Annotated in this window: 18 protein-coding genes; 13 read left to right on the top strand and 5 right to left on the bottom strand. The window is 65.6% G+C overall.

Annotated elements, in window-relative coordinates; all coding sequences use genetic code 11:
• Positions 1 to 11: 11 nt before the first annotated feature.
• The 9 genes from lnt to N5B55_RS02085 all read left to right on the top strand — a co-directional run bounded on the left by lnt (position 12) and on the right by N5B55_RS02085 (position 9,181).
• The gene (gene lnt, locus N5B55_RS02125) at positions 12 to 1,523 is read left to right on the top strand and encodes an apolipoprotein N-acyltransferase (RefSeq protein ID WP_304539743.1); all 1,512 of its coding nucleotides are present in this window, start codon (positions 12 to 14) and stop codon (positions 1,521 to 1,523) included.
• Between the two features lie 169 nt (positions 1,524 to 1,692).
• Entirely contained in the window at positions 1,693 to 2,679 is a 987-nt protein-coding gene (gene glyQ / locus N5B55_RS02120) for a glycine--tRNA ligase subunit alpha (protein WP_065856698.1), read from the top strand.
• On the top strand, positions 2,676 to 3,335 hold the full coding sequence (locus N5B55_RS02115; RefSeq protein ID WP_304538981.1) for a hypothetical protein: 660 nt from the start codon (positions 2,676 to 2,678) through the stop codon (positions 3,333 to 3,335). The genes glyQ and N5B55_RS02115 overlap by 4 nt, the downstream gene beginning before the upstream one ends.
• 86 nt (positions 3,336 to 3,421) lie before the next feature.
• Positions 3,422 to 5,515, top strand: coding sequence for a glycine--tRNA ligase subunit beta (gene glyS, locus N5B55_RS02110; RefSeq protein ID WP_178959320.1), 2,094 nt, complete (start codon positions 3,422 to 3,424; stop codon positions 5,513 to 5,515).
• A 31-nt stretch (positions 5,516 to 5,546) separates the two neighbouring features.
• Positions 5,547 to 6,125 carry a D-glycero-beta-D-manno-heptose 1,7-bisphosphate 7-phosphatase gene (gene gmhB / locus N5B55_RS02105; protein WP_065856692.1) on the top strand — a complete coding sequence of 193 codons (579 nt, stop codon included), beginning with the start codon at positions 5,547 to 5,549 and terminating at the stop codon, positions 6,123 to 6,125.
• Between the two features lie 11 nt (positions 6,126 to 6,136).
• Entirely contained in the window at positions 6,137 to 6,889 is a 753-nt protein-coding gene (locus tag N5B55_RS02100) for a lysophospholipid acyltransferase family protein (RefSeq protein WP_304538980.1), read from the top strand.
• The gene (locus N5B55_RS02095; protein WP_304538979.1) at positions 6,886 to 7,764 is read left to right on the top strand and encodes a M48 family metallopeptidase; all 879 of its coding nucleotides are present in this window, start codon (positions 6,886 to 6,888) and stop codon (positions 7,762 to 7,764) included. The genes N5B55_RS02100 and N5B55_RS02095 overlap by 4 nt, the downstream gene beginning before the upstream one ends.
• A 120-nt stretch (positions 7,765 to 7,884) precedes the next feature.
• The gene (gene gloA, locus N5B55_RS02090; protein ID WP_004635533.1) at positions 7,885 to 8,292 is read left to right on the top strand and encodes a lactoylglutathione lyase; all 408 of its coding nucleotides are present in this window, start codon (positions 7,885 to 7,887) and stop codon (positions 8,290 to 8,292) included.
• Positions 8,276 to 9,181: a DMT family transporter gene (locus N5B55_RS02085; protein WP_304538978.1), complete on the top strand. Its 906-nt coding sequence runs from the start codon at positions 8,276 to 8,278 to the stop codon at positions 9,179 to 9,181. The genes gloA and N5B55_RS02085 overlap by 17 nt, the downstream gene beginning before the upstream one ends.
• Here the strand turns inward: N5B55_RS02085 and rsmA are convergent.
• The 4 genes from rsmA to N5B55_RS02065 all read right to left on the bottom strand — a co-directional run bounded on the left by rsmA (position 9,168) and on the right by N5B55_RS02065 (position 15,086).
• The gene (gene rsmA / locus N5B55_RS02080) at positions 9,168 to 10,013 is read right to left on the bottom strand and encodes a 16S rRNA (adenine(1518)-N(6)/adenine(1519)-N(6))-dimethyltransferase RsmA (protein WP_304538977.1); all 846 of its coding nucleotides are present in this window, start codon (positions 10,011 to 10,013) and stop codon (positions 9,168 to 9,170) included. The genes N5B55_RS02085 and rsmA overlap by 14 nt on opposite strands.
• A gap of 31 nt (positions 10,014 to 10,044) precedes the next feature.
• Positions 10,045 to 11,061, bottom strand: coding sequence for a 4-hydroxythreonine-4-phosphate dehydrogenase PdxA (pdxA, locus tag N5B55_RS02075; protein WP_304538976.1), 1,017 nt, complete (start codon positions 11,059 to 11,061; stop codon positions 10,045 to 10,047).
• 88 nt (positions 11,062 to 11,149) lie between these two features.
• Complete coding sequence (locus N5B55_RS02070) at positions 11,150 to 12,637, bottom strand: peptidylprolyl isomerase (RefSeq protein WP_175402377.1); 1,488 nt, start codon at positions 12,635 to 12,637, stop codon at positions 11,150 to 11,152.
• A 7-nt stretch (positions 12,638 to 12,644) separates the two neighbouring features.
• Complete coding sequence (locus N5B55_RS02065; protein ID WP_304538975.1) at positions 12,645 to 15,086, bottom strand: LPS-assembly protein LptD; 2,442 nt, start codon at positions 15,084 to 15,086, stop codon at positions 12,645 to 12,647.
• A 176-nt stretch (positions 15,087 to 15,262) separates the two neighbouring features.
• On the opposite strand from N5B55_RS02065, the gene N5B55_RS02060 reads away from it, so the two are divergent.
• From N5B55_RS02060 to murU, 4 genes are read left to right on the top strand one after another with little or no spacing between them, the layout of a single operon-like run.
• Positions 15,263 to 16,336, top strand: coding sequence for an aminoglycoside phosphotransferase family protein (locus tag N5B55_RS02060; RefSeq protein ID WP_304538974.1), 1,074 nt, complete (start codon positions 15,263 to 15,265; stop codon positions 16,334 to 16,336).
• Positions 16,336 to 17,064, top strand: coding sequence for an AzlC family ABC transporter permease (locus N5B55_RS02055; RefSeq protein ID WP_304538973.1), 729 nt, complete (start codon positions 16,336 to 16,338; stop codon positions 17,062 to 17,064). Before N5B55_RS02060 ends, N5B55_RS02055 begins: the two co-directional genes overlap by 1 nt.
• Positions 17,061 to 17,387, top strand: coding sequence for an AzlD domain-containing protein (locus tag N5B55_RS02050; protein WP_304538972.1), 327 nt, complete (start codon positions 17,061 to 17,063; stop codon positions 17,385 to 17,387). Before N5B55_RS02055 ends, N5B55_RS02050 begins: the two co-directional genes overlap by 4 nt.
• Before the next feature lie 17 nt (positions 17,388 to 17,404).
• Positions 17,405 to 18,097: an N-acetylmuramate alpha-1-phosphate uridylyltransferase MurU gene (gene murU, locus N5B55_RS02045; RefSeq protein WP_304539742.1), complete on the top strand. Its 693-nt coding sequence runs from the start codon at positions 17,405 to 17,407 to the stop codon at positions 18,095 to 18,097.
• Positions 18,098 to 18,101: 4 nt separating this feature from the next.
• Here murU and N5B55_RS02040 read toward each other — a convergent pair whose 3' ends face one another.
• Positions 18,102 to 20,159: a putative bifunctional diguanylate cyclase/phosphodiesterase gene (locus N5B55_RS02040; protein ID WP_304538971.1), complete on the bottom strand. Its 2,058-nt coding sequence runs from the start codon at positions 20,157 to 20,159 to the stop codon at positions 18,102 to 18,104.
• Positions 20,160 to 20,250: the final 91 nt, after the last annotated feature.

Raw genomic sequence — 20,250 nt, 5'->3', positions numbered from 1 at the left:
ACGCACAAGCTGTGCCGCTCGCGCGGTTGCGTTTTGCGATGCCGCTGGCAGCGCTGCTTGGCGTCATGCATACGCTGTCGTTCGCGCCGAACCACTGGTGGTGGCTGCAGATACTCTCCCTGACGGGCTTGGCCGCGCTCGTGCAGCGCGCGCCACGCTTGCGTGATGCGGCGTGGATTGGCTATGGCTTTGGGCTCGGCTGGTTCCTGTCGGGTGTCTGGTGGCTCTATATCAGCATGCACGTCTACGGCGACATGCCGGCCTGGATGGCGGCGCTGGCCGTGCTGCTGTTTGCCGGCTATCTGGCGCTGCATCCGGCGCTGGCGGTGTGGGCATGGCAGTGGCTGACACGACGCGGGCGGTGGTCCGGTGCTGCATCGGCGCTGGTATTTGGTGCGGCATGGGCCGTCACTGAATGGCTGCGCGGCACCGTGTGGACCGGCTTTCCATGGATCAACGGCGGCTACGCACACACCGATGGCCCGTTGGCCGGCTACGCGCCGCTGGTCGGCGTCTACGGCATCGTGCTGATTGCCGCCGTGCTGGCCGGTCTGCTGTGCGTCGCAGCCGAGCGCCGCCTGCACTGGCTGGCTGGCATTGCGGGAGCGCTCGTGGTGGCGGCCGGCTGGCCGCTGCACGGCGTTGCATGGACACAGCCGGTGGGCAAGCCGATCTCCGTGCGTCTGTTGCAGGGCAATGTGCCGCAGGACGTGAAATTCCAGCAGACCGGCATCGAGCGCTCGCTGGAGCTGTACACCAAGATGGTCACCGAGAAGCCCGCACAACTCGTGGTCACACCCGAGACGGCTTTCCCGATCATGATTCAGGAGATGCCGCAGGAGATCGCGCTGGCCCTCCGCACCTATGTGGATACCACCGGCTCCAGCGTGCTGTTCGGCGCCGCCAGCGAGGACTCCCGCGTCGATTACACCAACAGCGTGTTCGGCATCGGCCCGCAATTCCAGGGCGTGTACCGCTACAACAAGCACCACCTCGTGCCCTTTGGCGAGTTCATCCCCCTCGGTTTCCACTGGTTCGTCAACATGATGAACATGCCGCTGGGCGATTTCCGGCGCGGGCTGCCCGTGCAGCCGTCCATGGCGGTGGCCGACCAGCGCGTCGCACCCAACATCTGCTACGAGGATTTGTTTGGCGAGGAAATTGCCGCCTCGCTTCGGCACGCAGACCAGCCGGCCACGATGCTCGCCAACGTGACGAACCTTGCATGGTTTGGCGACACGATCGCGCTGGACCAGCATCTGCAGATCTCGCGCATGCGGGCGCTTGAAACGGGCCGTCCGATGCTGCGCGCCACCAACACGGGCGCGACCGCCGTGGTGCGGCCGGACGGCAGCGTTCAGGCGCGCCTGCCGGTGTTCACGCTGGGCACGCTGCAGGCTGACGTGCAAGGCACGCAAGGCCTCACGCCATTCGTACGGGCCGGCAACGGGCCCGCGCTGGGCCTTGGCGCGCTGGTTCTGCTGGCGGCATTCGTGCGCCGCCGTCGGGCATCGGCAGATTGATGGTTCAGCCTCCGGAGGGCTTTCGAGCCACTTTCCGGAGTCGCTGACAAAAAACGCTAAAATTCAACGTTTTACGGCGGGCAGGGAGCCAGGCGCTTCTCGTGCCCGCCGCTGCATTCCACCGTCGCGCCGCGCAACGCATCGTTCCGGCGGACCAACGGGTACCACCATGCTCACCTTCCAGCAACTCATCCTCAAGCTGCAGTCGTACTGGGACGCCCAGGGCTGCGCCCTGCTGCAGCCGATCGATCTCGAAGTCGGCGCCGGCACGTCGCACGTGCACACTTTCCTGCGCGCGATCGGCCCGGAGCCGTGGCGTGCCGCCTATGTGCAACCGTCGCGCCGGCCCAAGGACGGCCGCTACGGCGAGAATCCGAACCGCCTGCAGCATTACTACCAATATCAGGTGGTGTTGAAGCCCGCGCCGGAAAACATCCTCGACCTGTATCTCGGTTCGCTGGAAGCACTGGGCCTGGACCTGAAGCAGAACGACGTCCGCTTTGTGGAAGACGACTGGGAAAACCCCACGCTTGGCGCCTGGGGCCTGGGCTGGGAGGTCTGGCTCAACGGCATGGAAGTCACGCAATTCACGTACTTCCAGCAGGTCGGCGGGCTGGACTGCAAACCCGTGACCGGTGAGATCACCTACGGCATCGAGCGTCTGGCGATGTACCTCCAGCAGGTCGAGAACATCTACGACCTGGTCTGGACAGAGTGGGAAGAGCCGGGCCCGAACGGCCCCGTGAAACGCCGCCTGACCTACGGCGACGTCTATCACCAGAACGAAGTCGAGCAATCGACCTACAACTTCGAGCAGGCAGACACGACCGTTCTGTTCCGCCGCTTTGCCGAGCACGAAGCCGAAGCGAAGCGCCTGATGGGCGTGCGCGCAGAAGGCGACGCCACGGCTGAGGGCGACGCACCTGTCGTGCAACTGGCCCTGCCGGCCTACGAGCAGGTGCTCAAGGCCGGCCACACCTTCAACCTGCTGGATGCGCGCGGTGCAATTTCGGTGACGGAACGCGCGGCTTACATCGGCCGCATCCGCAACCTGTCGCGTCTGGTCGCGCAGGCTTACTACGACTCGCGCGAACGCCTCGGCTTCCCGATGTGCGGCACAGCCGCTGCCGCCGCCAAGACGACGGAGGCCGCATGACGGTCAACCGAGCACGGCGTGGCCTGGCGCTGCTGACGGCAGCGTCCATCGCCGCGCTGGCGCTACCGGCGAGCGTGGCGCAAGCGGCACGGCATCGCACGTCCAAGGCGGCATCGACAGAGAAGGTTTTCGTCGTGCCCAGCACCCTGACGCAGCTTTGCGTGTCCGATTCCAAGCCGCTGCAGCAAGCGCTGAGCACGGCCTGGACGCCGCCTCCGCCGTCGCTCGACCAATGGACGAGCCTGGTGCGCACGATGGCGTGCGACCTGTCCGGCGCGCGTGACCTCGGCTGGCATCGCGTGCCGTTGCGCACCTACGGGACGGCCCTGCGCTTCCCACTGACATGGGTGGAATGGCAAGGCACCGGCGCCAAGGCACAGCGCCGCGCGCGCGTGTTCCGCTCGGCGGCGCAATTGCCGAGCCGCCTGGAATTCAACGTGTCCGGCACGCTGCAAGAAGTGCGTTACGACGCGCGACGGGGCTTGCTGTCGGCCCGCTTCCTGCGCCGCGATGCGGCCGCGCCCGGCACCACCCCTGCGCCGATTGCACCGCCTCCGCCGCCGGGTCAGTGCGCCGGCACACAATTGCAATTCCAGCAGCAGAACGGCGTGTGGCTGCTTTCGGGCGTGGAGCCCGTTCCCGGCTCGCCCTGCTGATCACCGAACCGAACCACACAACGTATCGCCGCACCTGATCTGAGCACCCTGCGGCGCAGAACAACGACGTCACCGATTCAAACGCTATGTCCACCCTCCTGATCGAACTGCTGACCGAAGAACTGCCGCCCAAGGCGCTGGCCCGCCTGGGCGAGGCGTTTGCACGCGGCCTGTTTGACGGTCTGTCGGCGCAAGGCCTGCTCGAAGAGGGCGCCGCCGTGGAAGGATTTGCCACGCCGCGCCGCCTGGCCGCATCGATCACCGGCGTGCGCCGCACTGCGCCCGATCGCGAGTTGCGCGAGAAGGTGCTGCCTGTGACCATCGCCTTCGATGCCGAGGGCAAGCCCGCAGCGCCGCTGGTCAAGAAGCTGGCCGCACTGGCCAAGACCGTGGGCGTGGAGGCCATCGCCCCCGAATCGCTGGAACGCGCGCCCGACGGCAAGGCCGAAGCGCTGTTTTATCGCTACACCGCACGCGGCGCCGTGCTGGCTGACGGCCTGCAGACTGCACTGTCGCAAACCGTCGCCAACCTTCCGATCCCGAAGGTGATGACGTATCAGCGCCCGAATGGCGAGAACGTCCAGTTCGTGCGCCCCGCCCACAAGCTGATTGCGCTGCTCGACAGCGAGGTCATCCCCGTCAGCGCGTTCGGCCTGCAATCGGGCAACGTGACGCTGGGCCACCGTTTCCTGTCGGCTGGCGAAATCGTCATCCAGGACGCCGCGTCGTATGCGAGCACGCTGGAGTCGCAAGGCAAGGTCATCGCCGGCTATGGCAAGCGCAAGGAGGCCATCCGCGCCGAACTGCTCAAGACCGCCGGCGCCGATACGGTCGTTATGCCCGAAGCGCTGCTCGATGAGGTGAACGCGTTGGTCGAATGGCCCGTGGTCTACCCCTGCCATTTCGAGGAAGCGTTCCTCGCCGTGCCGCAGGAGTGTCTGATCCTGACCATGCAGACCAACCAGAAGTACTTTGCGCTGACCGACGCGCAGGGCCATCTGCGCAACCGCTTCTTGATCGTCTCGAACATCGCCACGGATACACCCGAGGCCATCATTCAAGGCAATGAGCGCGTGGTCCGCCCGCGCCTGGCCGACGCGCGCTTCTTCTTCGAGCAGGACAAGAAGAAGCCGCTGGCCGATCGCGTGCCGCTGCTCTCGCGCGTGGTCTATCACAACAAGATCGGCACGCAACTTGAACGCGTGTCGCGCCTGCAGGCCATCGCCGGCCAACTGGCTGAGAAGCTTGGCGCGGATGTGGCGCACGCTTCGCGCGGCGCGCTGCTGGCCAAGGCCGATCTGCTGACCGACATGGTGGGCGAGTTCCCCGAGCTGCAAGGCACGATGGGCACGTACTATGCACGTCATGACGGCGAACCCGACGATGTGGCGCTGGCCTGCTCCGAACACTACCAACCGCGCTTTGCCGGCGATGCGCTGCCCAGCACCGCCACCGGTACCGTGGTGGCGCTGGCCGACAAGCTCGAAACGCTGGTCGGCATCTGGGGCATCGGCCTGCAACCCACGGGCGAGAAAGATCCGTTCGCGCTGCGCCGCCACGCGCTGGGCATCCTGCGCATGCTGATCGAGAAGCCGCTCGCGCTCACGATCGACGATGCGCTGCAGATTGCCGCCGCCGGCTTCGACGGCATCGCCGCCGTCAAACCGGACCTCGCCGCCATCTCTGACTTCCTCTACGACCGCCTGCGCGGCTACCTGAAGGACAAGGGCTACAGCACCAACGAGGTCGAAGCCGTGGTGAGCCAGCGCCCGCAGCGCCTGGACGACATCGTCGCGCGCCTGGAAGCCGTGCGCGCCTTTGCTGCCCTGCCGCAGGCCGCAGCGCTGGCGGCCGCCAACAAGCGCATCACCAACATCCTGAAGAAGACGGACGTGGCCATTGGTGCCGTGCAGCCGCCGCTGCTCAAGGAAGACGCCGAGCGCGCGCTGCATCAATCCGTGGTTGCAGCGGAGCCGCAGGTGCACGACGCCTTCGCACGCGGCGATTTCACCACTGCGCTCAAGACGCTGGCCGGCCTGCGCGAAGCGGTCGACACCTTCTTTGACGGCGTGATGGTGATGGCCGACGACACCGCGCTGCGCGATAACCGCCTGGCGTTGCTGGCTGAACTGCACGGACTGATGAACCGCGTCGCGGACATCTCCAAGCTGGCCGCCTGATCGGCACCCCAAGCACCGTTCGGAGCCCACCATGCCCCACGTTCCCAAACTGGTGATTCTCGACCGCGATGGCGTTATCAACCGCGACAGCGACCAGTTCATCAAGTCGCCTGACGAGTGGATCGCGCTCGACGGCAGCCTGGAAGCCATTGCCGAGCTGAACCAGGCCGGCTACCAGGTGGTGGTGGCAACCAACCAGTCGGGTATCGGGCGCGGCCTGTTCGAGGCCGCTGCGCTCAACGCCATGCACGAGAAGATGTACAAGGCGCTTGCCACCTCCGGCGGGCGCGTCGATGCCGTCTTCTTCTGCCCGCACACCGCCGCCGATGCCTGCGAGTGCCGCAAGCCCAAGGCCGGCATGCTGCGCGAGATCGCACGCCGCTTCGACATGGACCTGACCGGCGTGCCGGTCGTGGGAGATTCGCTGCGCGACTTGCAAGCCGGTGTAGAAGTCGGTGCCGTGCCCCACCTCGTATTGACCGGCAAGGGCATCAAGACCCGCGATGCCGGCAACCTTCCCCCAGGCACCCAGATTCACGAGGACCTGCGTGCGTTTGCGCGTGCGCTGCTATCTCCCGTGCCCCAGGGCACGCCCACGCGCGCCCCTTGAATTCGCCCCCAATGACTTTTATCCGTTCGCTGCTGTACCTGGTTTTCCTGATCGTTTGGACACCGATTTACGCGGTGGCCTGCTTCATCGTCTTTCCGTTCATGAACCCGCACCACCGCTTCTGGATGGTGTCCGGCTGGACAAAGTCTGCAATCTGGATGGCACGCTGGCTGCTCGGCATCCGCTGGCAATACCAGGGCTGGGAGAACATCGAGGAAGCCGTCGCCACCAACAAACAGGTTGTGCTGCTCTCCAAGCACCAGTCGGCGTGGGAAACCATGGCCTTCGTCGCGACCATGCCGCGACCGTTGTGCTACGTCTTCAAGCGCGAGCTGCTGTTTGTGCCGTTCTTCGGGTGGGCGCTCGGCATGCTCAAAATGGTGCACATTAACCGCAAGGACGGCGCCAATGCGTTCGCCTCGGTGGCGCGCCAGGGCAAGGAGCGTCTTGCAGATGGCGCGTGGGTGATCATGTTTCCGGAAGGCACGCGCACGCGTTCGGGCGACCCGAAGCCACGTTACAAAAGCGGCGGTGCGCGCTTTGCCGTGGATACCGGCGCATGGGTCATCCCCATCGCGCACAACTCCGGCCGTGTGTGGCCGCGCAATTCGTTCCTGAAGCATCCGGGCCTGATTACGCTGTCGGTCGGGCCGGCCATCTCGAGCGCCGGCAAAACCAGCGACGAACTCAATCGCGAAGTCGAAGCGTGGATCGAAACAGAAATGCGTAGAATCGACGCCGATAGCTACCGCGAGCACGCATGAAACTGCTGCGCCCACCGACTTCGCCCACCCCCGCCGACAGCGTCCAGCTTGAGTTACCGCTGCTCGCACCCGAAGCCCCGTCGGCATCGCAGCCGCCTGACGCGTCCCTCCTCGCTCCGCCCGCACTCGACTTTTCCACCGCACCGCTCGGCCCCAATCAGCGCCGCCTGACCTTGGGCGAGCGCGCGCTCATCTATAACCTCAAGCGTTCGTCGCGGCGCACCATCGGCTTCGTCATCGATGACCGGGGCCTGTCGATCACGGCACCGCGCTGGGTCACGCTCGCCGAGATCGAACACGCCATCGCCGAAAAACAGAAGTGGATCTTCGCCAAGCTGGCCGAATGGCGCACGAGCGCCGCACGCCGCATGCTGCCGCAGATGGAGTGGCAGGACGGCGCCGCACTCCCTTTCCTCGGCAAGACGATCACGCTCAAGCTGGAATCGCCCATCGGCGCATTGATGTTCGATGCCGACAGCAGTGTGCTGCACCTGGGCCTGCCACCCGGCACCACTGATCAGCAGATCAAGGACCGCGTGCAAGGCTGGCTGCAGACGCAGGCGCGACGCCTCTTCGGCGAGCGCCTGGAGGTGTACGCCGAGCGCCTTGGCGTGCGGCATAGCGCGTATGCGCTGTCCTCCGCCGCGACGCGTTGGGGAAGCTGCACCGCCGACGGCAAGATCCGCCTGAACTGGCGCCTCGTGCATTTCCCCCTCAGCCTGATCGACTACGTGGTTGCGCATGAGCTCGCGCATCTCAAGGAGATGAACCACAGCCCGCGCTTCTGGGACACGGTGGAATCGATCTTCCCTGAGTTTCGTGAGGCGCGGGAGCAACTGCGCTCGCATCCGCCGGAATACCTGCCGGCATTCTGATCCCGCCAGGCCGGCGCCACCGAGGCGGATGCGCCGGTGGCAGAACATGGCTGCCCTGCAGGGTCCGCCACACCCCCCTACAATATTGCCTTCCCGCAGTTCTCCAGGAAGGAAATCCCCATGCGAATGCTCCACACCATGCTGCGCGTCGGCGACATGCAGCGCTCGATCGACTTCTACACCAAGGTGCTCGGCATGCAGTTGCTGCGCACCAGCGACAACCCCGAGTACAAGTACTCGCTGGCGTTCGTCGGCTACGGCCCGGAAGCCAGCAACACGGTCATCGAACTGACCTACAACTACGGGGTGAGCGAGTACGAACTCGGCACGGCATTCGGGCACTTGGCCATCGAGGTCGACGATGCCGCACAAGCCTGCGACCAGATCCGCAACGCCGGCGGCAAGGTCACGCGTGAAGCGGGTCCGGTCAAGGGCGGCAGCACCATCATCGCGTTTGTGGAAGATCCGGACGGCTACAAGATCGAGCTGATCCAGGCGCGCTCGATGCCCGATGGCAACCGCCACTGACGCCATCCGCCGGCCGCTGGACGGCACCGCCATCGGCCTGATGGTGGTGCTGTGCATGTGCTGGGGCTTTCAGCAGGTTGCCATCAAGGTGGCCGCGCACGACGTGGGCCCCGTCATGCAGGCCGGTGTGCGCTCGGCCATCGCATCGGTTCTGGTATTTGCGTTTGCGCTCTGGCGCGGCACGTGCCTCTCGTTGCGCGACGGCACGCTGGCCGGCGGCCTGATGGCCGGCGTGCTGTTCGGTGTCGAGTTCCTGTGCATCTTCATCGGCCTGGGCTACACGACTGCCTCGCGCATGGCGGTGTTCCTCTACACGGCGCCGATCTTCACGGCGCTCGGCCTGCACTTTTTCGTGCCGGGCGAACATCTGCGCCCGCGCCAGTGGGCGGGCATCGGCATTGCATTTGCGGGGATCGTGCTGGCGTTTGCCGGCGGTGTCATACACCCGGCGGCCGGGCCGTCGACCTCGTTGGGCGACGCGCTGGGCGTGGTGGCAGGTGCGCTGTGGGGCGCGACGACCATCGTCGTGCGGGCAAGCAAGCTCTCCGAGGCACCGGCGGCGAAGACGCTGCTGTACCAACTGGCCGTCTCGGCCGTGCTGCTGCTGTTGATGGCGGCGGGCACTGGCCAGGCCTTTACCGCAAACCTCACACCGACCGCGCTGGCCAGCCTCGCTTACCAGTCCGTGCTGATCGCGTTCGCCAGTTACCTGACGTGGTTCTGGCTGCTGCGCCGCTATCTGGCGTCTCGGTTATCGGTGTTCTCGTTCCTGACACCGCTGTTTGGCGTGGCGTTTGGCGTGCTGCTCTTGCATGAGCCGGTGGGCCTGCGGTTTGCGCTGGCGGCAACGCTCGTGCTGTCGGGCATCCTGCTCGTCAATCTTCGCTGAGATCGGAAACGCTGCCGGCGATGCGGTTGGCCGGCAGCGCATTCGCCACCGCCACGAAATCGTCCACCGGCACCTCTTCTGCGCGGCGGCTCAGGTCAAAGGCGAGCGCGTCGAAATCAACCACGTCTCTTAGTGCGCCCAGGGTGTTGCGCAGCACCTTGCGCCGCTGCGAAAACGCCATCGTCACCACCGTGCCCAACGCGCGCATGTCGACGGGCGCATACGGCGATTTGTCGGCCGGCCACGGAATCATCCGCACCACCGCCGAATCCACCTTGGGCGGTGGGTTGAACGAGCCCGGCGGCACATCCAGCACCAGCTCCATGTAGTAGCGCACCTGCAGCATCACCGACAGCCGGCTGAAGGCCTTGCTGCCCGGCGCGGCGACCATGCGGTCGACCACTTCTTTCTGGAGCATGAAATGCTGGTCGCGCACACGATCGGCGAACGTGGCCAGATGGAACAGCAGCGGGCTCGAGATGTTGTACGGCAGGTTGCCGACAATGCGCAGCGGCCGGTCCGCCTCCAGCAGCGCGCCGAAATCGAACGCCAGCGCGTCGCCGGCATGCACGACCAGCCGATCGCCGAAACGCTTCTGCAAGCGTGCGACAAGATCACGGTCCAGCTCGACCACCTGCAGGGTGCGCACGCGCTCCATCAGCGGGACGGTGAGTGCGCCGAGGCCCGGGCCGATCTCGACGAGCACATCGTCGGGCTTCGGATCAATGGCGGCGACGATGGCGTGGATCACGCCGTCATCGACCAGGAAGTTCTGGCCAAAGCGCTTGCGGGCCTGGTGCCCCTGGTGAACGCCGGTCGTGGATCGTGCCATTGCGAACTCGAAATCGATAAGGTGAAGAAATTCAGGAACGTGCCGTGTGCCGAGCCATGGCGATGGCGGTATCGATCGCCTCGATCATGCTGCCGAATTCGGCGCGGCCCGTGCCCGCCAAGTCCAGCGCCGTACCGTGGTCCACCGACGTGCGCACGAATGGCAAACCGAGCGTAATGTTCACGCCGTGGCCGAAGGTGCCGTACTTGAGCGGCGCCAAGCCTTGATCGTGGTACATCGCCAGCACGCAATCGGCATCGGCCAGAAGGCGCGGCTGGAACAGCGTATCGGCCGGATAAGGACCGCGCGCATCGATTCCGCGCGCACGGGCACGGGCGATGGCCGGCTCGATCACTTCGATCTCTTCCCGCCCGAGGTGACCAGATTCACCCGCATGCGGATTCAACCCCGTCACGAGGATGCGCGGTGCAGTCAAGCCGAAGCGTGTGCGCAGATCACGCTGCACGATGTCCAGCGTTTCGTCGAGCACCGCTGGCGTGATGGCGTCCGGCACCTCGCGCAGCGGCAAGTGCGTCGTCGCCAGCGCCACGCGCAGCATGGCGTTGTCGTGCGCCGGTTGCGGACCAGCGAGCATCATCACCACGCGCGGCGTGCGGCTGCGCTCGGCCAGATACTCGGTGTGGCCGGTAAATGGCACCCCGGCGTCGTTGATCGTGCTCTTCTGCACCGGCGCCGTGACCATCGCGTCGTAACGCATGCCGTCTGCCGTGCCGATCAGGCAGCCGTCGATGGCCGCGTCGAGCAGGTCCAGCACATAGCGGCCGTTCGCGGCATCAAGCGCTCCGGCGCGCACGGGCGCACCCAGCCGGCGCTCCACCATCGACAGTGCCGTAGAGACAACGCGCCAGAAATCGCCCTGCCCCATCGCGTCGGCGCGCGCCTGCAGCAAAGCGGCATTGCCCATCACATGCCACTGCACATCGGCGTAACGCGGCGACGCCTGTCGTGCCAGGTGCAACAGCGCAGCCACGGTGATGTCGGGGCCGATACCAGCGGGTTCGCCAGTGGTGATGGCAATGTTCAGCATGCAGCGCTTTCCTGCGATGGTTTCTGAAGCGATCTAGAAACGCCACGGCCGCCCGCAGGCGGCCGTGAGCGATGCGGATGTCCGTAGCTTACTGCTGACGGTTCACGCGGTATTCCACGTGTGCCGAATCGCGCAGCTCACGCAGCCAGTCCTCATAGGCGGCCTGGACTTTCTGCTCGCGAATCACCGACCGTGCGTAGTCGCGTTGGCGGTCCCCCGACACCTCGGCTTCACGGCGGCCTTCCACCTGAATCAGATGCACGCCGAACTGGCTCTGCACCGGCTGCGACACATCACCCGGCTTGAGCTGGTTCATGGCCTGCTCAAATTCCGGCACCAGCTGGCCCGGCGACACCCAGCCCAGCTCGCCACCCGCACCGGCCGACCCGTCCTGCGAATACCGCCGTGCCGCATCGCCAAAATCGTAACCGTGGACAATGCGGTCACGCAGGCCCATCAATTGCCGGCGCGCGTCGTCCGCCGACATCGTCGGACCGGTCTTGATCAGGATGTGGCGCACTTGCGTCTGCTGCACCTTGGCGGCAATCGCGGTGCCCGGCGCGCGCTTGTCCAGCAGCTTGATCACGTGATAACCGGCCGGGCTTTCGACCACCTGGCTCGCCACTTGGCCCGCCTTCATGTCGACCACGGCGTTGGCAAACACAGCCGGCAGGCGCCCAATCGGACGCAGCCCAAGCTCGCCGCCTTGCGAGGCGTCCTGTGCGCCCGAATTGTCACGCGCCAGCTTGGCGAAATCGGCACCGCTCTGCGCTTGCTTGAGCAGACTTTCGGCCTTGCTGCGCGCTGCAGCCTTCTCGGCGTCCGTGGCGCCCTCGGCGACGGGCACGAGAATTTGCGCGACGTTGTATTGCTGCTCGCCTGCCGGGGCCGTGCCGCCGCCCTGCTGCGCCAGGTAGTTGTCGATCTCACCGTCGTAGACCTGCACCTTCGAGTCGACCTCGCGCTCACGCAGGCGCGCCAGGAGGATTTCCTGACGCAGGTCGTCGCGGTACTTGTCGTACGTCATGCCGGCGTCCTTCAGCTTGCTCTTGAGCTGCGGGACGGAGAGGTTGTTGCGCTGGGCCACGCTTTCCACAGCGCGATCCACATCGGCGTCGGACACGCGGATGCCGCTTTCCTTGGCGGTCTGCGCCTGCACGCGCTCCAGGATCAGCTGTTCAAGCACCTCGCCCAGCATATCCGCGCGCGGGGGCAGCGGCCGGTTCTGCGCACGGAACGTGCGCTCGACCAAGTCGGCGCGATTGAGCAGTTCACGGCGGGTGATGACGTCGGTGTTGACCACGGCCACCACCTCGTCGACGAGTTGGCTGCGCGGCGCACCCGGGGCAGTCGGCTCTGGCAGCGTGCCCTGCAGCAGCGGCTGGCTCGGCGACGAACCCGGGTTGGCGAAGATGCCGCGCACCGGTGCAGTCTTCTTTGCCGACTGCGCTTGCTGCGCATGGACGGCAGACGACAGCGTGGTCCCCGCCATCAGCGCGACCAGCACGCCGGTGGCAACACGCAAGCGGCCCAGAGGAGCCACACGCGTGGCGAAAGCGGTCGATTGGAAAGCCATGATGTCGTTATTCATATTGATCCAGCACGGACGGCGTGATCGGCTGCGCGGTCACCGGCTGGTAGCCGGGCACGTTCAAACGAATCACGTCGATCGGATTGTTCCCCACCTTCGACAAACCCTTGAATTCGATCTGGGCAAAGATATGCGTCGTATAGCTCGAAACCGCATTGCTGTAGCGCTGCACCGCCAGTCGACCGACCCAGCAGTCCGCCACATATTCGAGGCCGAGCAGCATATCCGATGGCTTGCGCGCATCCAGGTCGTAACCGATGCGACCCAGGCCGTAGAGGCGCCGCGTAATCGGCCACTGCGTGGAGATATCGGCCTGTTCCAGCGGCAGCTGACCGGTATTGGCGTCTTGCCGGTAGTAGCGGTAGCCGAGGTTGATCACCTTGTTGGCCTCGGGCTTCCAGCTGAACGCGACCGTCGAACGCATGATGCGGTCGAGGTCCTGATTGTACTGAAGGTTCGTATCAAAAAAGATGCCACGGAACATCTGGATCGTGGTCGCGCCCAGAAGGTCCGAATAGCGGCGCACCGACGTCGGTGCTGCACCCGCCAGCGTCACGCGCTGGCCTTCGAAATCGATGCGCTGGGCGATCGTGGCACGCAGGCGCTCAATGCCTGATTCGGCCTCGATAAACCGCGTGGTGACACCTGCCGTCACCTTGTTGTTGTCGGCAATGCGGTCGTAACCGGTGTACGGGTTCTCGGTAAAGATCTGGCCGAGGTTGTAGTCGGACTGCCCGGTATCGAACAGCGGAATCTGCGACTGATCGCGATACGGCGTGTACACGTAGAACACGCGCGGCTCCAGCGTCTGGATGTAGCTCACGCCGAACAATTTGGAGACCAGCGGCGCATCGCGCTCGAAGGTCATACCCGAATCGAGCGAGAACGTCGGCAGCGTGCGATTGATCTGCGTATCTTGCGTATCGCCAGCCGGACGGTCTAGGCGATACGAAGTGGCGTTCAGGATGAACTTTGGCGTGACGAACCAGCCCGGACGGATGACCGGAAAGCTGATCGTCGGCTGCATGAACAGGCGCTCGCCCTGCACGGTATTGGCGGTCGGGATCGAGAACCGCGTGTAGTCGGTCAGGAAATTGATGTCAAAGCCGCCTACGTCGTACCGGTTATACGTCAGGCTCAACTGAGGGACACGCTCGTACGGCGCTGCTAGTTGCGTAGTGGCGGTCGACAGGGTCTGGAACTTCTGCACGCGCGCCAGCGCAACCCAATCGCCGATGGAATAGGTGACGCCGCCTTCCTGGACATACTGTCGCTGCGTCGCAGTGACGATGCTGCGACCAAGGTCATCCGGATAAGTGTTATCGGAAACCTTGTTGTAGTTGATATAGCCGGTCAGGCCCGGGGCCAGCCGCTGCGTGTGTACTGCCGAAATCGACCAGCGGTTACGACCCGCTTCACGATCATCGGGCAGGAATTCGCCCCGCAGGACGCCGCTGTACGACGTATCGAGATAGCGGTATTCAGCGCCAAGCTGCAGGCCACGCGTACTGAGCAGACGCGGATACAAGGTCAAATCGCGGTTCGGCGCGATATTGAAGTAGTACGGCAGCGTGACGTCGGCCCCGCTGCGGCTGTTGTAGCCGAACACCGGTGCCAGGAAACCGCTGCGCCGATCGTCATTGAGCGGAAAATCCATGACCGGCGCCGCAAACACCGGCACACCGAAGAAGTGCAGCACGCCGTTGCGCCCCGTGCCGACCTGGCGGTCGCTGTCGATGTCGATGCGGCTGGCGCTGAAGTACCAGTCGACGTTGTCGGGCGAGCACGTGGTGTACGTGCCGCGCGTGATGCGGCTGTTGTCCTTGTCGATGAAGTCGATGCGGTCTGCAGTGCCGTGGCCGCCGTTGGAGTGGAACTCGTAGCTCGGCGTGCTGATGGTCCCTTCGTTGGCGGTAATCTTCAGCTTGGCGTCCGGGCCGGTGACCAGCGTGCCGCCCTTGAACAGGCGCACGTTGCCGGTTGCGGTTGCGACATCGGTGTCCTGGTTGTAATCGAGCGTGTCGCCCTTCAGCACCGAGCCGTTGCGGCGCAGTTCGCCATTACCGCGCAGGTGGATGTCTTCGTTGGTGCGACCGTCCATCTTGTCGGCCGCGGTAAACGTCGGGACAGTGTTGTCCGGTCGCTGGACGGGCTCGGCCATCTTGGGCAACAGCGGACTGCCGCCGGGCGTGGTCGGTCCGGACGTCGCCAGCGCGGTCACCGACGAGGCCGGAGTGACAGCGGGCGCCGTCGCTTGCGTTGTGCCCGTGCTCTGCGCCGCGGACGTCGCCGTCCAGACACCGGCCACCGCAAATACCAGCGGGCGCAATGCCAGCGTGCCACGCCTGATGGTGGCCAAGTCGGCGGGCCGCTGATCGGGCGCGGCGACAGCAGCGCGCTGCCGGTTCTTCCTGGCTCGGTTCGGTTCGGTCATGCAGATCGGGAACAGGGCCGCGCGCGCAACGGCACGCACAGGCACAAAATCAGTCGGTACTGCGGTCAATCCCGCCGCCGGACGCAGCCTGGACAAGGCCGGCGCTCGCTCGCGGCGAAACTCGGTCGGGTATTATACGGGGCTTCCTCCCAGCCTCATTCCAGCATTCTCTCAGCATGGCTTCGACCCCTGGCGCCGCAGCAGGCGCAACCGACGCACGCCTCAGCCAATTGCGCGACTGGCTCGGCACATTGCCCGCCGCCCACGGCCTGCGCATCGACACGCTGCAACCTGCCTCGGCCGATGCCAGCTTCCGCCGGTATTTCCGCCTGGACAGCGCCGTCAGTGGCAAGCCCGGCACGCTGGTCGTCATGGACGCCCCGCCGCCGCAGGAAGACTGCCGCCCGTTCGTCCATGTGGCCGGTCTGCTCAATGGTGCCGGCGTGCGCGCGCCGCTGGTGCTGGAGCAGGATCTTGCGCAGGGCTTCTTGCTGCTGACCGACCTGGGCCCACAAACGTATCTGCAATCGCTGCGCGAGCGCGATTTCGACCTCGCCTACGCCAACACGCTGTTCCGCCCTGCCATCCATACTCTGGTGCGCTGGCAGGTGGCTTCCCGCGAAGGCGAGCTGCCGCCGTATGACGAGGCGCTGCTGCGCCGCGAACTGTCGCTGTTTCCGGACTGGTACGTCGACCGCCACCTGCAACGCCCGCTCGACGCAACCCAGCGCGAATCGCTCGACAAGGTGTTCAAGCTGCTGGTCGATAGCGCCTTGGCCCAGCCGCGCGTGTACGTGCATCGTGACTACATGCCCCGTAATTTGATGATCAACGCGGCCGACCCATCGCAGCCGGGCGTGCTGGACTTCCAGGACGCCGTCTACGGACCGATCACCTACGACGCCGCCTCGCTGCTGCGCGACGCCTTCCTGTCGTGGGACGAAGAGCAGGAGCTGGATTGGGCCGTGCGCTACTGGGAAGCGGCCCGCGCCGCCAAGTTGCCCGTGGACGAAGACTTCGGCGAGTTCTACCGTGCGCTCGAATGGATGGGCGCGCAACGCCATCTGAAGGTGGCCGGCATTTTCGCGCGCCTGTGCTACCGCGACGGCAAGACCGGCTACGTGGAAGACACTCCGCGCTTCATCGCCTACCTGCGCCGTGTATGCAGCCGCTACAACGCGCTGGCGCCGCTGGCCCGCCTGCTCGATCAACTCGAAGATCGCGCGCAGCAGATCGGCTACACGTTCTGATGGCCTCTCCCCGCACCGTTGAGTTTCGCGCCGGTATGCTGGCACTCGCGCCGATGCTGCTGGGCGTGGTGCCGTTCGGCATGATCTACGGCGTGCTGGCTACGTCGGCCGGCATGCCCGCATGGCTTGCCGTGGCGATGAGCGCCATCGTTTTCGGTGGCGCGTCGCAGATGATCCTCGTGCAGTTGTGGGCAGGCGGCGCGCCCGCGCTGGTGATTGCGGCGACCGTCTCGATGGTGAATCTGCGGCACGCGCTGTATTCGGCCAGCATTGCGCCGGCGCTGGCGCATCTGCCGCGCCGCTGGAAATGGCTGATCGCCTATCTGCTGACCGACGAAGCCTTCGCCGCCATGAACCGCCGCGTGGTCACCGCGCAGCCGGGCAGCGAGGAAGCCGCCTACCGCCATTGGTATTTCCTCGGCGCTGGCGTGGCGCTGTGGTCGAGCTGGCAGGCGTCGACCATCGTCGGCGTGCTGCTGGGCGCGCAGGTGCCGACCTCGTGGCCGCTCGATTTCTTCCTGCCCCTTACGTTTATCGCCATCGTGGTGCCGGCACTGCGCACGCGCGCACAACTCGCTGCAGCCTTGTCCGGCGCCGCGCTGGCCGTGGCGTGGACGGGCTGGCCGCACAAGCTCGGGCTCATGAGCGCCGCGTGCGTGGGCATTGCCGTCGGCGCACTGGTTGAGCGCTTACTGGCCCGGACGTCCGACAAGGGGGCTGCCGCATGAAAGCCCTGATCCTCTTCGGCGTGCTGTTGATTGCCGGCGCCGCCACCTATCTGATCCGCCTATCGTTCATCGCGCTGGAAGGGCGCATGAACCTGCCGATGTGGTTCCGCAGCGCCCTGCCCTATGTGCCGGCTGCGATGCTGACCGCGCTCATCGCGCCCGACCTCCTGATGCGCGATGGCGCGCTCGCGGTGTCGGTCGACAACCCACGCCTGCTTGCCGGCGTCGTCGCCATCGTCATTGCACGGGTGACGAAAAGCGCGATGTGGACCATCGTCGGCGGGATGGCCGTGCTGCTGATTCTCATGAAGGTGATGGCTTGAATTCGACGACGCGCGCCATGATTTTTGCGGCGGGCCGCGGCGATCGCATGCGGCCGCTGACCGACCACACGCCCAAGCCACTGCTCACCGTGGGCGGCAAACCCCTGATCGTCTGGCAGATCGAGCGCCTGGCTGCTGCCGGCGTGCGCGACATCGTCATCAACCACGCGTGGCTCGGCGCGCAGATCGAAACCGCCCTGGGCGATGGCAGCGCGTGGGGCGTGCGCCTCGCATATTCGCCGGAAGAGCAGGCGCTCGAAACGGCAGGCGGGGTTGCGCAGGCCATGCCGCTGCTGCATGCAGGCGATGGGCACAGCGTATTCATTGCCGTCAGCGGCGATGTGTTCTGCGATTACGACTACGCCTTGCTGCGCGAGCGGGCGCCCGCAATGGCCGCGCAAGCGGCGCCGGGCATGCATCTGGTGATGGTGCCCAATCCGCCCTACCACCTGCGCGGCGATTTCGCGCTGGATAACGAAGGCATGCTCCACGCCGAAGGCGCCGAGCGCCTCACGTTCGGCAACATCGGCTTGTACGACACACGCCTGTTTGCCGGCATCGCGCCCGGCACGCGGCTGGCAATGACGCCGCTGTACCACCAGGCGATCGCCGAAGGTCGCGCCACCGGCGAGCGCTTCGATGGCCGCTGGGAAAACGTCGGCACGCCAGCCCAGCTGGCCGCGCTAGACGCTGAAGTCGCGTCGCGCTAAGCGCTTACGCCATCGCCGCGCTCAACGATTCCGCCGTCATCGGGCGGCCGAGCAGGTAGCCCTGCAGCGAGTGGCAGCCGAGCCGCGTCAGGAACGCCTGCTGCTCGGCGGTCTCCACACCCTCTGCGACGATGCGCAGGTTCAGCGTCTGGCCCAGCGCCACGATGGCCGAGACGATGGCCGCGTCTTCCGTGTCGTGCGCCAGGTCGCGCACGAAGCCGCGGTCGATCTTCAGTTCGCTGGCAGGCAAACGCTTGAGATAGAGCAGGCTGGAATAGCCGGTGCCGAAATCGTCGATCGAAATCCTCACGCCCATCGCGTCGAGCTGCTGCAGGATCTGCAGGCTCGCGTCGACATCGCGCATGGCGGTCGATTCTGTAATTTCCAGCATCAGGCTGCGCGGGTCCAGCGCATGGCGCGCGAGCGTATCGCGCACGGTGTCGATGAGTGCGGCATGGCCAAACTGCAGCGCGGAGAGATTCACGGCGACGGTCCAGCCGGCGTGCCCCTCGCGTTGCCATTGCGCCATCTGGCGGCAGGCCTCGTCCAGCACCCAGGCGCCCAGCGGCACGATCAGACCGGTCTTTTCGGCCAGCGGGATGAATTCATCGGCGGGCACCAGACCGCGCTGCGGATGCTGCCAGCGCACCAGCGCCTCCACGCCCATGATCGGCCCATTGGGCGCATTGAATTTCGGCTGGTAATGCAGCACGAGTTCGTGCCGCTCGACCGCGCGGCGCAGGTCTTGCACAAGCTGCAACTGCTGATGCACGTCGGCGTTCATCGATGGCTCGAAAAAGCTGTAGGCGTTCCGGCCCAGGCCCTTTGCGTGGTACATCGCCGCATCGGCGTTGGTCAGCAGGTCATGCTGGTTGCCGCCGTCGCCAGGGTAGATCGCGATGCCGATGCTGGTGGAGACGCGCAATTCGTGACCGCCGGCCATGAAGGGCTCGCGCACCACGCCCAGCAGCGCGTCGGCCAGGGTGCCGGCGTCTTCCGGATCATCCACATAGGCCAGCACGACGAATTCATCCCCACCGACTCGCGCCACGGTGTCCTGCTGCCGCACCCGCGCGCCGATGCGCTGCGCGACGTCGATCAGCAGCAGATCACCCACGTGGTGGCCATAGACATCGTTGACGGCCTTGAAACCGTCCAGATCCATGAACATGACTGCGAAGCGGCGCTTCTCGCGATCAGCCGTGCGGATCGCCTGGGTCAGACGGTCTTCCAGAAGCACGCGGTTGGACAGCTTGGTCAGGTTGTCGTGCAGCGCAAGGTAGGCCAATTCCTTGTTGGCTGCGGCCAGCGAGTTCGCCAGCAAGGCGGTGCGCGCTTCCATGCGCAAATCCAGCACCGAGATGATGAGCGCGATGGCCAGCACCGCCAGCGTCACGATGATGATGACCAGCGCCAGCCATTCGGCACTCGCGCCGGTGTGCGCAGCGCCACACACGCTGCCGTATGGAAACGCCGCCGCGGCCATACCCACGTAGTGCATGCCGACGATCGCCACGCCCATCACCACCGCCGAACCGGCACGCAGCGCACGAACGCGTCGCGACTGCTGCCGCAGGCGAAACGCCATCCACAGCGCCACGCCCGAGGCCAGCACGGCAATCACGATCGACAGAGCAAACCTGGCGGGGTCGTATTGAATGCCGGGGTTCATGCGCAGCGCGGCCATGCCGGTGTAATGCATACCCGCCACGCCTGCGCCCATGAGGACGGCGCCGCCCGCCAAGCGGGGCCACGGCAGTTCACGCCGGCTGACCAGCCATAACGCAAATATTGACGCCCCAATGCCAATGGCGAGCGACGTCAATGTGATACCGGCGTCATATCCAACCGGGATCGGCAGGTTCAGCGCCAGCATGCCGACAAAGTGCATCGACCAAATGCCCAACCCCATGGCCGAGGCGCCGCCGATGAGCCACCACAACGCCGCGCGGCCTTGCGCGGTCACGACGCGTCCTGCCATATCCAGCGCCGTATACGACGCCAGGATGGCCACGAAGAGGGAAAGCAGGACGAGAAGAGGGTTGTAACTACTGGCGAGCATCGGTTCTCCTGGGCAGGCCGATCCAATGCGGCCAATCCACTGCAGGCGGAGGTCGCAACCGGGATGCAAACAGCTCAGTATTAACGGCGGC

It is taken from the genome of Ralstonia pickettii (assembly GCF_030582395.1).
In the GTDB taxonomy this organism is placed as follows: Bacteria; Pseudomonadota; Gammaproteobacteria; order Burkholderiales; family Burkholderiaceae; genus Ralstonia; species Ralstonia pickettii_D.
The sequence above is the reverse complement of the archived record's forward strand: the minus strand, read 5'-3'. Positions and strand labels throughout refer to the sequence as shown.